General features: G+C 36.7%; 12 protein-coding genes and 1 pseudogene. 4 read left to right on the forward strand and 9 right to left on the reverse strand.

The window, feature by feature from the left end; genetic code table 11:
• Positions 1–297: 297 nt before the first annotated feature.
• Positions 298–981 carry a response regulator gene (locus MKY26_RS14500; RefSeq protein ID WP_224937162.1) on the reverse strand — a complete coding sequence of 228 codons (684 nt, stop codon included), beginning with the start codon at positions 979–981 and terminating at the stop codon, positions 298–300.
• A 73-nt stretch (positions 982–1,054) separates the two neighbouring features.
• Positions 1,055–2,197 carry a sensor histidine kinase gene (locus tag MKY26_RS14505; protein ID WP_095371820.1) on the reverse strand — a complete coding sequence of 381 codons (1,143 nt, stop codon included), beginning with the start codon at positions 2,195–2,197 and terminating at the stop codon, positions 1,055–1,057.
• 337 nt (positions 2,198–2,534) lie between these two features.
• On the opposite strand from MKY26_RS14505, the gene MKY26_RS14510 reads away from it, so the two are divergent.
• Positions 2,535–3,173, forward strand: coding sequence for a YigZ family protein (locus tag MKY26_RS14510; protein WP_328198159.1), 639 nt, complete (start codon positions 2,535–2,537; stop codon positions 3,171–3,173).
• A gap of 88 nt (positions 3,174–3,261) precedes the next feature.
• On the forward strand, positions 3,262–4,368 hold the full coding sequence (locus tag MKY26_RS14515; RefSeq protein ID WP_307319510.1) for an LCP family protein: 1,107 nt from the start codon (positions 3,262–3,264) through the stop codon (positions 4,366–4,368).
• 246 nt (positions 4,369–4,614) lie between these two features.
• Here the strand turns inward: MKY26_RS14515 and MKY26_RS14520 are convergent, their stop codons facing one another.
• The 4 genes from MKY26_RS14520 to MKY26_RS14535 all read right to left on the reverse strand — a co-directional run bounded on the left by MKY26_RS14520 (position 4,615) and on the right by MKY26_RS14535 (position 9,221).
• Positions 4,615–5,811 carry a hypothetical protein gene (locus tag MKY26_RS14520; RefSeq protein ID WP_341097922.1) on the reverse strand — a complete coding sequence of 399 codons (1,197 nt, stop codon included), beginning with the start codon at positions 5,809–5,811 and terminating at the stop codon, positions 4,615–4,617.
• Positions 5,812–6,112: 301 nt separating this feature from the next.
• Positions 6,113–7,162, reverse strand: a complete 1,050-nt coding sequence (locus MKY26_RS14525) for an MraY family glycosyltransferase (RefSeq protein ID WP_307319514.1) — start codon at positions 7,160–7,162, stop codon at positions 6,113–6,115.
• Positions 7,163–7,306: 144 nt separating this feature from the next.
• Positions 7,307–8,413, reverse strand: coding sequence for a glycosyltransferase (locus MKY26_RS14530; RefSeq protein WP_341097926.1), 1,107 nt, complete (start codon positions 8,411–8,413; stop codon positions 7,307–7,309).
• Positions 8,414–8,489: 76 nt separating this feature from the next.
• Positions 8,490–9,221, reverse strand: a complete 732-nt coding sequence (locus tag MKY26_RS14535) for a WecB/TagA/CpsF family glycosyltransferase (RefSeq protein WP_095371816.1) — start codon at positions 9,219–9,221, stop codon at positions 8,490–8,492.
• 96 nt (positions 9,222–9,317) lie between these two features.
• Here MKY26_RS14535 and murJ point away from each other — a divergent pair, with 96 nt between their 5' ends.
• Positions 9,318–10,856 carry a murein biosynthesis integral membrane protein MurJ gene (murJ, locus tag MKY26_RS14540; RefSeq protein WP_341097928.1) on the forward strand — a complete coding sequence of 513 codons (1,539 nt, stop codon included), beginning with the start codon at positions 9,318–9,320 and terminating at the stop codon, positions 10,854–10,856.
• Between the two features lie 62 nt (positions 10,857–10,918).
• Here the strand turns inward: murJ and MKY26_RS14545 are convergent, their stop codons facing one another.
• Complete coding sequence (locus MKY26_RS14545; RefSeq protein WP_341097929.1) at positions 10,919–12,217, reverse strand: O-antigen ligase family protein; 1,299 nt, start codon at positions 12,215–12,217, stop codon at positions 10,919–10,921.
• Between the two features lie 165 nt (positions 12,218–12,382).
• Positions 12,383–15,160, reverse strand: coding sequence for a glucosaminidase domain-containing protein (locus MKY26_RS14550; protein ID WP_341097930.1), 2,778 nt, complete (start codon positions 15,158–15,160; stop codon positions 12,383–12,385).
• Between the two features lie 371 nt (positions 15,161–15,531).
• Between MKY26_RS14550 and MKY26_RS14555 the strand changes: the two genes are divergently transcribed.
• On the forward strand, positions 15,532–17,073 hold the full coding sequence (locus MKY26_RS14555; protein ID WP_341052228.1) for a glycosyltransferase family 2 protein: 1,542 nt from the start codon (positions 15,532–15,534) through the stop codon (positions 17,071–17,073).
• A 35-nt stretch (positions 17,074–17,108) separates the two neighbouring features.
• Here MKY26_RS14555 and MKY26_RS14560 read toward each other — a convergent pair.
• Positions 17,109–18,293: pseudogene (locus MKY26_RS14560) on the reverse strand (CDP-glycerol glycerophosphotransferase family protein); the annotation flags it as partial.
• Between the last annotated feature and the right edge of the window lies 1 nt (position 18,294).

Here is an 18,294-nt window from a genome sequence, read left to right on the forward strand (position 1 = left end):
ACTTTTTCCCTACTTATCTCTCACTCTCTTCTTTTACTAGTCGCGAACCTTTTGCGCTCTCGTCCTCATTTTTCTTAGTCGCAATTCCTTCTTTCACACTACTCATATGTTCTACTCCTCCCCTATTATCTACGAAACTTCTACATTGCTCATTTTTCTTATAATTATGTCTCTCCCTTCATGAAATGTACTTCTTCCCTTCCCTTGACCCACCGTTCTATCTTCGAACCGATCCGCACTTTCAACAAAAAAACACCCCAATGCGGAGTGTTTCTTCATATGTATGAAAGGCTGGGATTAGCGAACTTCTACCCAACCGTTTTTGATGGCTACGACAACCGCTTGTGTACGGTCATTGACGTTCATTTTTTGCAGGATGTTACTTACATGGTTTTTGACTGTTTTTTCACTAATATATAATGCTTCACCGATGCCGCGGTTACTTTTTCCGTCTGCAAGAAGTTGGAGCACTTCACACTCGCGTCGAGTAAGTAAATGTAGCGGACGACGGATTTCGATTTGTCCATAAGCGCCTGTTGTGCCAGTTCCTTCTGAAGCAAGGCGACGGTATTCATTGACAAGATTGTGCGTTACTTTCGGATGAAGGTAAGAACCACCCTCTGCAACTACTTTTACTGCCTCAACTAATGCATCTGCATCCATTTCTTTAAGTAGGTAACCACTTGCTCCGGTTTTTAAAGCGTGCGTTACATAGTTTTCATCATCATGGATTGAAAGAATGATTACTTTAGAATCTGGATATTTCTCTACTAATTGACGCGTTGCTTCCACGCCATTAATATTCGGCATGTTAATATCCATGATAACTACGTCTGGTTGATTTTCTTCAACGAGTCTGATCGCTTCGTCGCCATCGTCACCTTCTGCTACCACGTTAAATGTTTTTTCAAAATCAAGAATACGTTTTACGCCCTCTCGGAAAAGTTGATGGTCGTCAATAATTACTATTTTAGTATTCAAGTTCTTCCCCTCCCAATCTTCAACTGTTTTATATCTATCATGATGTTTGACCAGTTTCAACATCAATTAAATATTATTTCATATAAGGTACTTGAATAATAATAATTGTGCCTTTACCAATATTGGAATCTATCGAAAGCTGGCCCTCCAGAAGTTCAACTCTTTCTCTCATGCCGATAATACCAAAGGATTGTGCTTTTTTCTTATTAATATCAAACCCTTTACCATTATCTCTAATTACGACTGCTATTCTTTCATTATTAATTTCAGTTTTAACAATAATCTCTTCTGCATCAGCATGCTTCATCGCATTCTGCACAGCTTCTTGAATGAGTCGGAATAGCGCCACTTCATATTGACTTGGTAAACGAACTTCTTTACCAACATTCATGAAAGTGATTTTGGTCGAATTATGATATTCTTCGATTGTTTGTAGATACTTCTTTAATGTAGGAACAAGACCTAAGTCATCTAAAGCCATTGGTCTCAGGTCATAAATAATTCTACGGACCTCATATAAAGCACTTCTGACCATTTTCTTTAAATTCCTTATTTCCTCCATGGCTTCATCTGTGCCACGCTCTTTATAAACACGTTCAATCAAATCAGAGCGCATCATCACATTCGCCATCATTTGCGCCGGGCCGTCATGTATTTCACGTGAGAGCCTTTTACGCTCCTCTTCTTGCGCCTCAATAATTTGTAGGCCAAACTCTTGTTTCATCTTCGCATCTTCAAGCATCTCACCCATTTGTTTGATGTCACTCATCAAGTAGTTCATGACAACAGTAATTTGGGAAATTAAATGCTCGGCACGCTCAATCGTATCACTAACGCCCACTAATCTTCTTTCAATGTCGTCTCTCCGGTCACGTAGCTGCTTTTCCATTTGCCGATTCATCGATAGATCCATTTGTAATTGATGGGCTTTTTCATATGCATCACGTACTTGCGCTTCAGTATAATCTTTGAAATGCATACTGACTTCAGATAATCGTTTACGCGCAAAACGTGTTTGACTTTCTAAACGGTCGCCTTCATCAATGACTTTAATAACCATTACCTTTACATCTTTCAGTTCTTCGGTTAAGGTCTCATAATCTTTTCGACATTGCTCACCAATCCGGAAAATTTCATTCTTACTCGTACCGACCGTTTCTATCATTTTTTCTAAAATTAAATCGAGCGACTTCGTATCAAATTTTTTTATACTCATTCGCGATTCCTCCAAGGGTATACCCTGTTGTTGCTATTCCTTATTTTACCTTGAAAAGCGGTATTCGACCATGTGTAGCGGCAGAAAATAATACCATTTGACACAAAATTCGATAAATAGTCGCACGCTTGAAAATTTTTTATATGTCATATATCCTAATTTTATGTTAAAAAAAGAGGATTATTGGCAATATCTATAGTTATCCTCAGATATAAACTTATTATATCACTTCAACGATTCGACAATATTAAAGTTTGTTTACAATCTATTAATATTTATGTTTTCCGAAGATTGTCGAATTATAATAGGAAGAGACTTGCAGGAAGGAGCGATATTTTTGCTTCCACAATATCATACCGTTAAAGGGTACGGGGAACATGAAATTATTATACAAAAATCTAGATTTATTGCATATATTGACCGAGCAGAAACAGAAGAAGAAGCGCAAGAATTTATTCAGAAAATAAAGAAGCAAAACTGGAATGCCACTCATAATTGTTCTGCCTATTTAATTGGTGAGCATGATTTAATTCAGAAAGCTAACGATGATGGTGAACCGAGTGGTACAGCTGGTGTACCGATGCTTGAAGTGTTAAAAAAGAGACAATTAAAGGATACTGTTGTGGTAGTCACCCGCTATTTTGGTGGCATTAAACTTGGTGCCGGCGGTTTAATTCGCGCTTACGGTAAAGCTACATCCGAAGGTTTACTTGCTACAGGTATAGTTGAAAGAAAGCTAATGCGCATCATGCATACAAAAGTTGATTATACCTTTCTTGGAAAACTAGAAAATGAATTACGCGCTTCCATTTATCCAATAAAAGAAATCCATTATGCCGATCTTGTTGAAATTGAAACTTATGTAAAAGATGAAGAAACAGCTAACTTCAATGCCTGGATGATCGAATTAACAAATGGACAAGCAGAAATAACTGAAGGTGACGTGTTATATTTAGAATCGACAATTTCTGAGTAAATATTTTACGTATATGCAAATCCATTGTAAAATAAACATTAACTATGTAAAGAATCGATTAAATTTTTACTAATAAAGGAGCAATCATATGTCTTATGATGGTCGTAATGCCCAAAAGGTGAGGAGACGTAAAGTGAAGCGCAGAAGACGTGTTTTCGCATTTATCCTTCTTCCTCTACTAGTCCTTGCCCTAAGTGCCACTGCCTACGGTGCCTATCTCTATAATAAAGCAGAGACAGCGATGAACAGCACATATAATCCACTAGAAAGAGAAACCAAGCGAGATGTAGCTGTACAACCTGATGTTGATAACTTTTCACTACTCATTATCGGAGTTGATGATAGTAGTAAACGGGGCTTTAGTAATTCAGCGCGTTCAGATGCATTAATGGTCGCAACATTTAATAAGGAATCAAAATCTATTAAACTATTAAGCATCCCTCGTGATTCTTATGTTCAGATTCCTAAGCTTGGTTATCAAGACAAAATCACCCATGCTCACGCTCACGGCGGACCACTCACTTCTATTGAAACGGTTGAGCAGCTACTCGATATTCCCATTGATTTTTACTTAAAGTTAAATTTTGATGCATTCATTGAGATTATTGATGCTCTAGGTGGAGTAGAAGTAGAAGTACCTTATGCCTTATCTGAGCAAGACTCAAATGACAACGCAGGGGCTATTCAATTAGAAGAAGGCTTGCAAACATTAAATGGGGAAGAAGCATTAGCGCTAGCACGTACGAGAAAGCAAGATAATGATATTATGCGCGGGCAAAGACAACAAGAAATCGTTAAAGCGATGATGAAAAAAGCCGTATCAGTAGATGCTATTTCGAAATACGGGGATGTCATCGAAGCAGTCGGAAACAATATGGAAACAGACCTTTCCTTCGACCAAATGAAATCACTTATTAGTTATGCGACTTCTAGTGGCATGACTCCAGATATTGAAATGCTCAATCTCAAAGGTCAAGATATGTACTTACCAAACTCTAATGGTAATCGTGTGTATTATTATCAAATAGATGATACTGGATTACAGGAAGTTATTTCAGAACTACAAAGCCATCTTGATTTAGGGACTACGAACCTCGGACAAAATGAATCTACTGATCCGACAAATGGCGAGAGTTCAACAGACGGCGAAATTTCTACAGAATCAAGTGAAGCTGGTTACAATAGCGGATATTAATAGAATTATGCTTTATAAGAACCCCCAAACAAAAAACTGTTTGGGGGTTTTTATTCAGACACACCTTACTCATACTGTTCTGTTGTACGTGTATGTTCTCTTTTGGGTGGGCTCATTCTCTCTTATTTTCTAGCTAGTGGTATGGGCATATCTCGTTTGTCCAGACTTCTTTCTATTTTTTTCTCTTCAATTAAAGGGGCACCTTATAAAGCTATTGATAGCCTTTTTATAAGAATGTACGGGAATTTATACATGCATTCCGTTTCTTGTTACTTTACACTTATACATGGCTTTCCCGCACTTCTCAGCCTTCTCCTTTTGGCTTTTGCACTTATACACGGCTTGTGCGCAGTTCCCTGGCTTTTCTCTCTCTGTTTTGCGCATATACTCGGCTTCCGCGCAATTCCGTGATCTTTCTCTCTTACTTTTGCGCGTATATGCCATTTGCGCGCAGTTCTCCGGCTTTTCCCTCTCATTTTTGCGCGTATACACCGCTTGCGCGCAATTCTGTGATCTTTCTCTCTTACTTTTGCGCGTATATGCCATTTGCGCGCAGTTCCCCGGCTTTTCCCTCTTGCTTTTGCGCGTATACACGGCTTGCGCGCAATTCCGTGATTTTTCTCCCTTGCTTCTGCGCGTATATGCCATTTGCGCGCAGTTCCCTGGCTTCTTCCTCTCATTTTTGCGCGTATACACCGCTTGCGCGCAATTCCGTGATCTTTCTCGCTTACTTTTGCGCGTATATGCCATTTGTGCGCAGTTCCCTGGCTTTTCCCTCTCATTTTTGCGCGTATACACCGCTTGCGCGCAATTCTGTGATCTTTCTCTCTTACTTTTGCGCGTATATGCCATTTGCGCGCAGTTCTCCGACTTTTCCCTCTTGCTTTTGCGCGTATACACGGCTTGCGCGCAATTCCGTGATCTTTCTCCCTTACTTTTGCGCGTATATGCCATTTGTGCGCAGTTCCCTGGCTTTTTCCTCTCATTTTTGCGCGTATACACGGCTTGCGCGCAATTCCGTGATTTTTCTCCCTTACTTTTGCGCGTATATGCCATTTGCGCGCAGTTCTCCGACTTTTCCCTCTTGCTTTTGCGCGTATACACCGCTTGCGCGCAATTCTGTGATTTTTCTCCCTTACTTTTGCGCGTATATGCCATTTGTGCGCAGTTCCCTGGCTTTTTCCTCTCATTTTTGCGCGTATACTCGGCTTGCGCGCAATTCCGTGATTTTTCTCCCTTACTTTTGCGCGTATATGCCATTTGTGCGCAGTTCCCTGGCTTTTTCCTCTCATTTTTGCGCGTATACACGGTTTGCGCGCAATTCCGTGATTTTTCTCCCTTACTTTTGCGCGTATATGCCATTTGTGCGCAGTTCCCTGGCTTTTTCCTCTCATTTTTGCGCGTATACACCGCTTGCGCGCAATTCCGTAATCTTTCTCTCATACTTTTGCGCGTATACTCGATTTACGCGCAGTACTCAGGCTCTTCCTTCTTCTTTTTGCGCGCATATACTATTTACGCGCAGTTCTCTCCTATTCTCTTTCACTTTTACACAAATAGGATCCACGGCTTGTGCGCAGTTCCCATTCTACCTTCTATTCGGCATCATCCTTCTAACAGCTCTCGCCACTTTTGTAGTTAACCAATGGCTCTAGATAAAGCATTACTCTACCAATTTTCCCTTATCAACCTTATCAACCTCTTAATCTACAAAAAAAGCTAACCAAATTGGTTAGCTTTTGTATCAGTTGCCTTTTCCTTTGAGTCTTTTCAATAAGGGCTGGTAGTCTTTGCCGAGTAGACCGATTAGTTCGGCAAATAATTCGAGCATGACAAGGACAACGGCTATTAGTAAGATGGCTCCCCATACTTTTGCTTGAGAGAAGATAATGGCAATCATGCCAAAAGTAGCTGCCATCGCATAAATTAATAAGACTGTTTGGCGATGGGTAAAGCCTGCATTCAATAAGCAATGATGGAGATGTGATTTATCTGGTGCTGATATCGGTTGTTTGTTTAAAATCCTTCTAAATATCGCAAAAATCGTATCTGATAATGGGACACCTAAAATTAAAATAGGGATAATAAACGAAATCACTGTTACATTTTTAAAGCCGAGCAATGACAAGACAGCAATCATATATCCTAAAAAGAGAGCACCTGTATCACCCATAAATATTTTCGCTGGATGAAAGTTAAAGACAAGAAACCCGAGTGTAGCTACCATTAACAAAGAAGCCATGGCAATTACATACGTATTCCCCATGAATACAGCCATCCCAGCAATCGTAAATAGCGCAATCGATGATACTCCAGCTGCTAATCCGTCAAGACCATCAATTAGGTTAATTGCATTCGTCACACCAACAATCCATAAGATTGTAATAGGGATGGCAAAATAACCAAAGTCGATTCGATTATCGCCAAAGAATGGGTTGTTAATAAATTCAACTTCCACATTTCCCCAAAAAACTACGATTAATGCAGCAGCAATTTGCCCTAGCAATTTATATTTAGCAGGTAATTGATATTTATCATCTAACATACCGATTACAACGATGATAAATGCACCGACCATGATTGGGATATGCACTTCTTTATTTGGTGAGAAGATTAGCACACCGAGCATGAAGCTTAAATAAATTGCTAAACCACCTAAACGAGGCATCACTTTTTCATGGACTTTTCGATTATTTGGTTTGTCTGTTGCTCCTATCTTAAAGGCCAGTCGTTTTACCAGCGGTGTTAAAAGAACGGAGCATATAAAACATAATATTAAGGTCAAATAAATCATAAAGACCCTCCTTATGGATAGCATGCCCCTCTTTCACACTTGGAACCAGGCATAATTTACAAATTCGTACAAATGTATATCGAACCTATTATATCATAGTTGTACCATTTAAAAAGGTACTTTTTTTGACAAAATCCGCAAGATTTATGTCCAATTTTTGTAGGCGTCCATCACATTTTCCCGAAAATGCTCCACGCTAAACCACCTTGATGCATGTTTATAGAGATTTTCACCGATTTTTTTTAAGGACCCTACATAATGGGCATTTATCGCCTCTTCAATTGCCAGAGCTAATGCGTCCACATCTTTCACTGGAACAAGCCAGCCATAATCTTTCGATGGAATCAATTCACAGACTCCACCAACATCGGTTGAAATCACCGGCTTTTTCGCTCTTGCTGCCTCTAATAAGACAATTGGAAAATTCTCACTTAATGATGATAATAGATGAAGATCTGAAATTTGTAATAAGGCATCAATATCCTGTCTATATCCTAGAAATTTTATTTGTTTAGCTAATCCTTTGTTGTTCACAAAAGCTTTTAATTCTTGTTCTAAAAAGCCATCTCCTATTAAAAGGAGTTTGACCTGAGGTGCTTTAGCCATGACACGTCTGATGGCTTCTAAGGCAATCCGATGGCCCTTTACAGGTGTAAGTCTCGCCACCATAGCAATCACAAAATCATTCGCCTCAAGCCCTAACCCTTTGCGTTCAAGCGTACAAGACTGCATCTGTCTATTAAAATCTATGCCATTGAAAATAGTCTTCACTTTACTCCCATCCACACCATGTGAGAGCAAGAGCTCTTTAGAACGATTAGAAATGGCGAAATAATAATCAGGGTGCTTCAAAAGCCATAAATGCAACTTAGTAAAGGCTTTTCCTTTCAAGCCCCGATTAAGAAAATCATCATAGGGATTGCTATGTAATGTTGTCACCCATTTACATTCTCGGTAGGTTTTTTTTAGCAAATAACCGTAAAGATTTGCTCGCGCACCATGTGTATGAATCATGGTCATTTGTTCTGCTTCAATATATTTCTTTAAACGCTGAATGACTGATAGATCATATCTTTTTTTCGTAGCGAAAAGCTTTACGCGAATCCCTCGCTCTAGTGCCTTCTGATAAATCGGCCCAGGTTCAAAAATCCCTAGCGTAAAAACAGTAGGGTCACTATTCTCTAATAAATCAAGAATATGTGTCATGCCCCCACCTATATCATTCCCTGCATTTAAATGGAGTACTTTCATCGTTGATATTCCATCCTTCTTCATAGTATCAGACGGAACAGCTTAGAAAATAGTTGCAGATTCTAGGGATTTTACATCAATCTCGCTTTCTGGATTGCCGTACTTGCTTCACAAATTGAGGTAAAACGAGCACCCTTCTCCAACGAGAGGGCTGCTTCAATAGGCGGTAAAACCACTCTAACTTAAGGTTTTGCCAAAATTCAGGCGCTCGTTTCATTTCACCAGATATAATGTCAATCGTGCCACCGACCCCCATGAATAACCCTTTAGAGAAGCGATGATAATTAGTGGTAATCCATTCTTCCTGACGTGGAAAGCCTAAAGCAACCAAGACGATATCTGGCGCTTTAGCTGCTACTTCTTCAGCCACTTGCCCATCTTCCCAATCAAAATAACCATTATGTCTACCGACAAGGTTAATTCCCGGATAATCTTTTTCTATATTTTCAGCTGCTCTTTTATTTACTTGTTCCCTTCCTCCGAGAAGATATACATGCCAGCCTTTTTTATTTCCTTCTTCTAATAAGGACATTGTTAAATCAAAGCCTGTTACACGCTCTTTTATCGGCTTTTGAAGCATATTAGCAGCAAGTAGAATCCCATTACCATCAGGCACCACGTAATGAGCAGACTGAATGATCTTTTGATAATCTTTATTCTCTTTGGCATACATAACGATTTCCGGGTTCGCTGTCACAACAAATGTTTTTTCTTGTTTATCTATATGGTTGGTTAAAATGGATTCCATTTCTGCAAAGCTTGTATTAATAAAGGGAACCCCAAGTATATTTACGTAATCATGACTCATTTTATAACCTCAATCTTTATCTTAATAGTCGGTGTTTTAGTTTATACCGTTCTGATTATACTAATAATAAAAAGCACTTTTCCTTAAAGGAGATTCATGATGAAAAAACAGCTTATCCAAGCTGCGGGACTCATAACAGGTATTGCAATCATTAGTAAGGTTCTGGGTTTTGTAAGAGAATTGCTTATGGCCTCTTATTTCGGTACTTCAACAGTGGCTGATGCTTACTTTGTAGCATCCATTATCCCTGTTTTATTATTCTCAGCAGTTGGCATGTCCATTACAACAGGTATCATCCCTCTATATGCTGAATTAAAAAAACAGCATTCACTAGAAGCACGAAACGTAGTAGGGGTACTTACGACTTTATTCCTCATTCTTGCATTAGCGATTACTGTCATCGCAATTCTATTCACCCCTATCATTACCCAATGGATGGCACCAGGGTTTACCGAAGAACAGTGGTATGTAACAAATGTATTAACGATTATCATGCTACCAAGCTTCTGCTTCTACGTTTTATCTGCCGTTTCAACTGGCATTTTAGAATACGAAAAGGAATTCGCACCACCAGCAATGGGAGCCATCCCGCAAAATATCCTGATTATCATTAGTATTGTCGTACTCTCACAGTTCTATGGGATATACGGTGTAGCCATTGCCACTTTGTTAGGAGCCATTAGTCAATTTCTTGTACAATACCCATTTATAAAGAAGTATAAAGTAATTCGACTTAATTTTCATTTTAAAACCTATTCTCTATTCATTAAAAGAACCTTTTTTTCTTTTATGCCATTAATTATTACGTCCATTGCTTTTCAGTTTAATACAGTCATTGATCGCTTTTTTGCATCTGGATTGATAGATGGTAGTGTTTCAGCGTTAAACTATGCAAACAAGCTGATGTTTCTGCCATTAAGTATCATTCTCCTATCCTTTATCACCGTGTTGTTTCCATCCATTATTGATACGGCGGCAGAGAATAAGAAAGAGCTTATACCACTGATCATTAGCGGTATGACGATTATTAGCTTAGTAGGCATACCTATTAGTGCGGTCATGTTAATAGAAAGCCGGACATTAATTGAAGTAGCTTATGAGAGAGGCGCATTCAATACGAACGCTACTACTATAACGAGCATTGCCTTTTTCTTTTATTCCATCGGTATGATCGCAATCGCATTAAAGGAATTTTTAAATCGTTCATTTATTGCCTTACAAAATGAGAAAATGACCATGATAGCTGCAATCGTCTCTATTATCGTCAATATCATTTTTAGTTTGATTTTAACACCTTTAATGGGCATTGGTGGTGTAGCCTTGGCTACTTCTATCAGCATGGTCTCACAGACGGCTGTTTTGCTATATTTTTTACGGAAGGAATTAGACATACCGAGAAAAGAGATGAAGGATTTATTATTTTCTCAAGGGAAAGTACTCACGATGTTCTTACTCGTAACTGGCGTTCTTTTCGGCTTACATAAGCTCTATCATTCCTACTTACCAGCACTGCTGTCGATATCAGTGACAACCTTCATCGCCGTCATTTTCACTATACTAGTCGCTACATTATTGAGAATATCCGAAATGGAAAAGTTGACTGAATGGGCAAGGACACTCAAGAGAAAATTCTAACATAATCAATCAAACGTTTGTTTAAAAATTGCGTTCATTCGAAATGTGCAGCTTGAGAATTCTTAGTTCATAGAATTCTCAAGCTGCACGTATTGGATTCCACAGGCTAGCCAAGCCATTAGTACAGCTAAATAAATACTCACACCAGGCGCTGTTAATACATGACCAGCGATAAAAGCGATACCAAGACCTAGAGCTATTCCAGTGAGTACTAAAATGACCTCTAAGTCCATCATTCGTTTCATATTTTGAAATGCTTTTTTAATCAATTGCCAAAGCATATAGACAAAGGGCAGCAAATATAAGCTAAACCCTATCATTCCTAATGAATAGAATAAATCTAAAAAATCCATCTCAATCGTTTTAGCTTCATCCGTAAAGTTGCCACCATAACCCATGCCAAAAAGCTTTTGCATCCAAGGCGCCTCTTGAAAATAAGCTTGATACTCTTCCCAGTAAGTTTCCCTGCCGCTATAGACAATGTTATCCTTTTGTTCACTTGTTATCACTTGTGTTTTCCCTTCTTCTTTTGAAACACCAAGCCAATCAAGCTGTAGCTCCATGTTATGGGCAACTGGAGTATATGGTGTCATAAGAATAAAAACAACAAACAAAATGCCAAGTGTAACTAATTTAGTTCTTTGTATGTATTCTCTTTTTACCAAACGAAGAACAATAGAGGTACCAATGCTGATAAGCAATGTAATCAAAATCGCCCCATAACCCACTTTCGTCCCTAAAGCCAGCAACCCATACATAACCGTGAGTAATCCTACCATTAACCACCACGAACGTTTTAAAGCAAAATATAGTACAACCGGTAACCCCATAGCCAAAATGGCGCCAATCTCATTGCCAGCATAAAACCAGCCAACATGACCACTCTTCCAATAATCATAACTAGGAAACGCAGTATCAGAAAGCCCCGCCACCGTCATCATCGCCCCAGTCAAAATCACAGCTATCATCAAATAATAGAGCGGAGAAATCCTAAACCCTCTGCGAAAAACCACTAGAAAGAATAGAAAACAGACAACAAAATAAACATTTTTCAATAACCATTTCAGCTCAGTTCCCCACATAAAAACAGGTTTCATCGTAAACTGAACCCCAATCGAAATCACAATAAACAAGCCAAATAACAACAGATAGCCTAAAATCACGGGTTTTCTTACATATGATGTAAATAATAAGTAAACACATATAAATAATAAGAAACAAAAACGCATCGCTAAACCAAGCGTAAATGCCTGATCATTCAAACGAATAGACAAAGATGTAAGCACATCAATAATTGGCTGTAATAACAAAAAAAGCATACTCAGCCACAACACCTTATTTCTCTTTTCAGTCTTCAGCATAAATAAACAACCTCACTGGTGGAATTTGTATGGTTTTAGTATGTGAGGAAATTGGGAATTTACTATAAGAGGTGCAAAATATGTTCATTAGATTTTCCCGTACTATTTTAGAAAAGAGAAACATGTAAACACAAAAAACCGAGGGTATTCCCCTCGGTATAGTCATTATTTAAATTGCTGTAGTAAATCATAAGAAGAAGTATAAACTTTTGCTTGTTTTGCATTTGTAAAGGTTAAATAGTCACCGTAAATCCAACCTTGTTTACCATTAACTGAAATGCGATACCAAGTTGTATCATATGGATAACTGCCATTAGTTTTTACATCCGTGTTATATCCTAATACAATCACTTCAGTTGAAACTTTTAATGTGCCAATGACATTACTATTATTATTCACATAAGGGAACGATCTCCAATTCGCATTGGTGTTGATTGTTGCCTTCGTACCAGCCGGCATGTTTTTAACAACATCTGATGGATATGGCTTGCCTGCTGGAATATCCCTACTCCAATTACCTGATGGTGCAGGACCATTGCTCGTTACAACATTTGTAGACGAGTAGTACTTAGCATCATACGGCTGTAAATCTTCCATTAATCGAGCAATTTTATTTTGCCAATCTTTATCCGTTGCATATTTTACATTCATGCCAATTAAGTCTGGTCCATTGTACCATTTACCATTAGGAGTTAAATAATCGGATTTCACTTGGTACGCTACATTACTAATACTATCTTCTACACTATCAAAATAGTAACCGCAAGTGAATGGACAAACATCATACGCCCCGTATCCATATAAGTTATTTTTATAATCGAACAAGTTGGATTGCTTTCCCCAACCAGTCTCTAAAATTGTATGCGCTACTAAGTAAGTTGCGTTTACCCCATATTTATTTTGAACATTAATAAATTCTTGGGCATAATCCTTTAACTTACTATCCCCATGACCTTTGCGATCAAATAAAGCTTTGATTTCCTGTACAGTCAGCTTTGCAGGTTTTCTTAAGTCAAGATTGAGATAACCTGGTTTTTCTGTACTGAGGTCATCTTTGTGGATGTAGCCTGTTACCCAATTTCCGTTTACAGAAACAGTAGCCCTGTACCATTCTGAAGTAAATGGATAAACTTTTAGTAAATCACCTTGTTTGTATTTTTTAATTGCACTAGAAGATTTTGACGCAATGTTATATACGTTCAAAGTGTCTGGCACTGCATATAATCGTACATCCTTCGAGGATTGCGAAGCATTTTCTACATGACTAGCTGCAATATAACCTGTTTGTTTTTTCCCATTCACATAGACTGTTGCCTTATACCAACCACTAATAAAGGATTCATATTTCAATATGCTACCGATCTTATATGATTTCCATGTACCGGAAGTTACATTCGCCATTTTATAAATAGGAGTAGATGATTTCAATGCCACCCCTTGATAAGTAGCAGGGTTTTTTACAGGGATTTCCACATCAGAGGCATGGATATATCCTGTTTGTGGCTTGCCACCAATATAAACAGTAGCCTTATACCACCCTGTAATAAATGTCTCAAATTTTAATAATGTTCCTTTAGCATATGACTTATGGGAACCAGAGCTTCTAGAAGCACTTTTATACACATTAACAGAATCTTTCGATGCTACGCCATGTAATGTTTCTGGATTAGTTGTAGGTAAGGAAACATCTGAAGACTTTATGTACCCAGTGGTTGCTTTACCATTAATATAGACCGTGGCAGAATACCATCCAGAAATAAAACTTTGGAACTTCAAGATACTACCTTGTGAATAGGTTTTTAAAGTTTTAGAACTTGTAGTTACTTGTTGATAAACTTTTGTTGGTGATTGTAAACCTACACCCTGATAAGTATTTGGCTGAGAAGTAATATTTTCTACATCACCTTTGTATATATAACCCGTTTGCCATTTTCCATTTACAGAAACGGTAGCCTCATACCAACTTGAAGTTAGGGTAGTATACTTCAAGACGCTTCCAGTATTATATGATCTTAGTACACTTGCATTTTTTGATGCCTTAGAATAAACCTTTGTAGTTGTAGTTGCTACTCCTCGAAGTGTTTTCTTATCTTGAATGTTCTCTACGTCTGTCTTTTTAATGAAACCGTCGCGCCACTTTCCATTTACTGATACAACCGCTTTATACCAATCGTTATTATAAGCTTCATATTTCAGGATTGACCCTTGAGCATAATTTTTTAAAGGCTTGGCACTTTGATTAGCGCTATCATAAATTACAGTCGGGCTTTTAAGTGCAGCACCATAGAGTGTTTGACTGACAGTTGCAGCAAATGTAGACATTCTTGCTTTAGGCTCTACAACCTCTTCTTTTTCTTCTTGGCTAACTTCCAATTCTCCATCGAGATCTTCACTTGGTGTACTTTCTTCCATCTCAATAGAATCAGTTTCTTCTAAAGAGGAAGCGTTGTCCTCAGGTTCCTCTACTGTTAAATCCTCACTTTTATCTAAGTTTTCTTGTGAGTTGTTTTGAGGAACCTCATGGTCTTCAGCCACATCGATTTCTTCCGTTTCGCCCGGCTCATTCTTTGCCTCTTCATCATGATTGTTTAAATCAAATAGCCTTGCTTCGCGGAATTCATTCGCTTCCGCTTTTTCTACAATTCTACTATTCTCTATATAACCTTGTTTTGTTTCTGTTTCATCCTCAAAAGAATATTCTACAAAGGAAAAATATTGTCCCCAGTTTAATACCAATACTTCAGAATCATCTTTTATAGTAAATAAAACTTCTGATTCACTATTTTCTTCTTCGTAGACAGAAATATCACCATCAATTTCTTCAGCAAATACCATTGCCTCATATGTTTCAGGTAGAGATTCCGCTTTAACAAACGAAATATTCTGTGGTATACTCTGTAAAATTAATAGCAAGACTAAAAAACTAACAAATATTTTTTTCACTACTTTTCCCCCATGTAAATCTATACTTTATCTTAGGGATACATGTAGCGGTCCTTACATAACTATCAGATTTACACTTGAAGCAAATATTTAATTTTTCAAAAAACCGGTAGCTATCATAAGAGATTTCCTCTACACGCCCACCTAATACTAAATAAAACTCTACACCTCCTAAACTCACAAAATTCACTTTACCAAAGCCATTGACTAGTAACCAGCATTACTTTTAATATCGACAATTTGTCTTATATTTTTACAATTTTTTATAGATTGCAGTTCTTTTAACCTGGTCATACAGTGTTTGAATATGAAATAATAGGGAAATAAATTATAATATGGTTAAAATCACAGTGCTAAGGAGTACAAATAAAATGACAAGTATAAATAGAGCACATGCAAGAGAACTTCTAAACAGTAATAAAATTAGCATCGTTAACTATTCTAATAAACTAATGAGCAAATTCTTTAAAAAACAAGAAAAACTAATTACAGTTATTACTGCTGCATATAATGCAGAAAAATCACTAGAAAAAACGATACTTTCTGTTGTAAATCAATCTTTAGATTCAAAACATATAGAATATATAATAGTAGATGATTGTTCTACAGATAATACAAGAAATATTGCCCTGAGCTATGCTGAAAAACATAAAAATATAACTGTCGTAACACTATCAACTAATACTGGATCACCAGGAACACCCAGAAATATAGGACTTGAATTATCTAATAGTAAATATGTAACATTCTTAGATTCTGATGATTGGTTTGATACAAACGGATTAGAAAATTTATTAAACATTTTAGAAGAAACGAATGATGATTATGTTGTAGGTAAAACGATAAAGGTGAAAGATAAGTCTCTAAGTATTATTGGAGAATACGCATCTGTGAAGGAGAGAAGGTCAATATCTCCATTCGATATACCTCACTTTTTCTATCATATGGGCCCAACTGCTAGAATGATGAAATTGAGTATTATTAATCAAAATGATATTGGATTCCCGGATGGAAAGTTTGGGGAAGATAAACAATTTTTCTTTGATTTTTTAACAGAATGTAATAATGTATCAACAACTACAAGGCCAATTTATTATGTAAATAGAATGGAAGAAAATAATCAATCTCTTACTAAAACTACTGAAATTCTTGATAAAAGAAAAGCCGATTTAAATGTAATCGAATTCCTTAAGCAAAAGAAATTACCATTAGAATACGAAAAAATTGCCCTAAATCGGATTTATGAGTATGACTTTATGAGAATATTCGAAAGCACTGAATTTCTTAAAGCAAAAGATAAGACACCATTTATTAATATTCTAAAAGATATGTATGAAACTACTTTTAACCTAGAGTATAACTTCATAGATAACTTTGAAAATCCTCTATTCAAAACCGCATTCAAATTATATACGGATAATAGAATAGGAGAATTCATTCAACTTTTTGAATGGAATAAGAGAGATACAAATAAAAAATACCTAATTAAAGATGGACTCCCTTACTATGAAGTACCGTTCTTAGAAGAACCATTTAATCTCATTAGAATACCTATGTTTTCCCGGGCCCTTGATTCATATATTGTTAACAATAAATATCACCAAACCTTTGAAATATACGGCGACAATTTAAAAAATGTTCAATCGATATTAATAAGAGACAGAAGTAATGTAGAAAATGATTTGATTGTATCAATAGAATGGATTGATAACAATATTGGGAAGTTCATTGTACCATTAGAAGATTTGAAAAAAATGGATAACTCACTATTTACAGTCTTTATCAGATATAATGATTATCAGATTATTAATATTAAAAGAATTTTACACAACCAAGTAACATATCAAGATAAAACAATTAAATTTTATTCTACTATTGCTAATAATCTTGGACTTTCAATAAAGGCAAAATAATATATCCTTATTTAAACAAAAAAAGCTGAAAAAATTCAGCTTTTTTTGAATACCTTTTCTACTACTTTGCGACTTGATTCACCATTTTCTAAATAACAAAACCTTTGATAAAAAGAGTTATATTGTATATTACTATCCACTTGATTGAAATGCTGAATTTGCTTTATTACTTCTTCTGTTGTTTTTACTAATGGACCAGGTGCTTCTCTTTCAAAATCAAAATAGAATCCTCTTAAGTTATCCCTATAACTATCAATATCATACACATAAAAAAGCATCGGACGCTTTAAATTAGCATAGTCAAAAAATACTGAGGAGTAATCAGTGATTAATATATCAGAAATTAAATATAATTCTCTAATGTCCTCATGCTTAGACACATCTCGAGCAAACCCTTCGTATGCGCTTATATCCATGCTCTCAGCTACTAGATAGTGCATTCGCATAAGAATAATATATTCATCCCCTAATATTTCTTTCATCTTCTGCAAATCCAGTTTAAGATTGAACTTATACTTTCCAACTTCGTAATACTCATTATCTCTCCATGTAGGTGCATATAGTATTACCTTTTTGTCTTGAGGAATATTTAATTGCAATTTTAAATGTTGGATGGTTGATTCGTTATTATGTGTATATAAATAATCATTTCTTGGATATCCAGTTTCCAGCATTTGTTTACTAAAATCAAAAGCACGTTCAAATATTTCTGAAGAATACTGGTTAGGCGAGACTAAAAAGTCCCACCTCTTTGACTCATTTAAAAAATTTCTTTTATATTTTTCTGTTGTCGTACCTGGCATATGCACTTCATCCATATCTGCTGCTAATTTCTTTAATGGTGTCCCATGCCATGTTTGTAAATAGACAGTATGTTTCGGTTTTGGAATCCATCCTGGCGTTCTACTATTGAAGACCCAGTACTTGGCCCTTGCCATTGCAATTAGCCACTTGATTGAAAACCGATTCAATGTTTTTAAACCTTTTTCTGAAAATGCTGTATGATATCTCGGATCTACACTCCAATACATATCATAATCTGGATAATTCTTTTGTAAATACTCAAATATCGCTCTTGGGTTACAACTGTATTGTTTTCCAAGGTAACTTTCAAATATAATTAACTTCTTTTTGGCTGGTAACAGACCTATTAATTGAAAAATCACTTTATATAGTAGCTTAATATAACGTGATCTTTTTACCCTCGTTAAAAACCTTTTG

Origin of the sequence: Cytobacillus sp. FSL R7-0680, from assembly GCF_038009245.1 — a bacterium.
GTDB lineage: Bacteria > Bacillota > Bacilli > Bacillales > Cytobacillaceae > Cytobacillus > Cytobacillus kochii.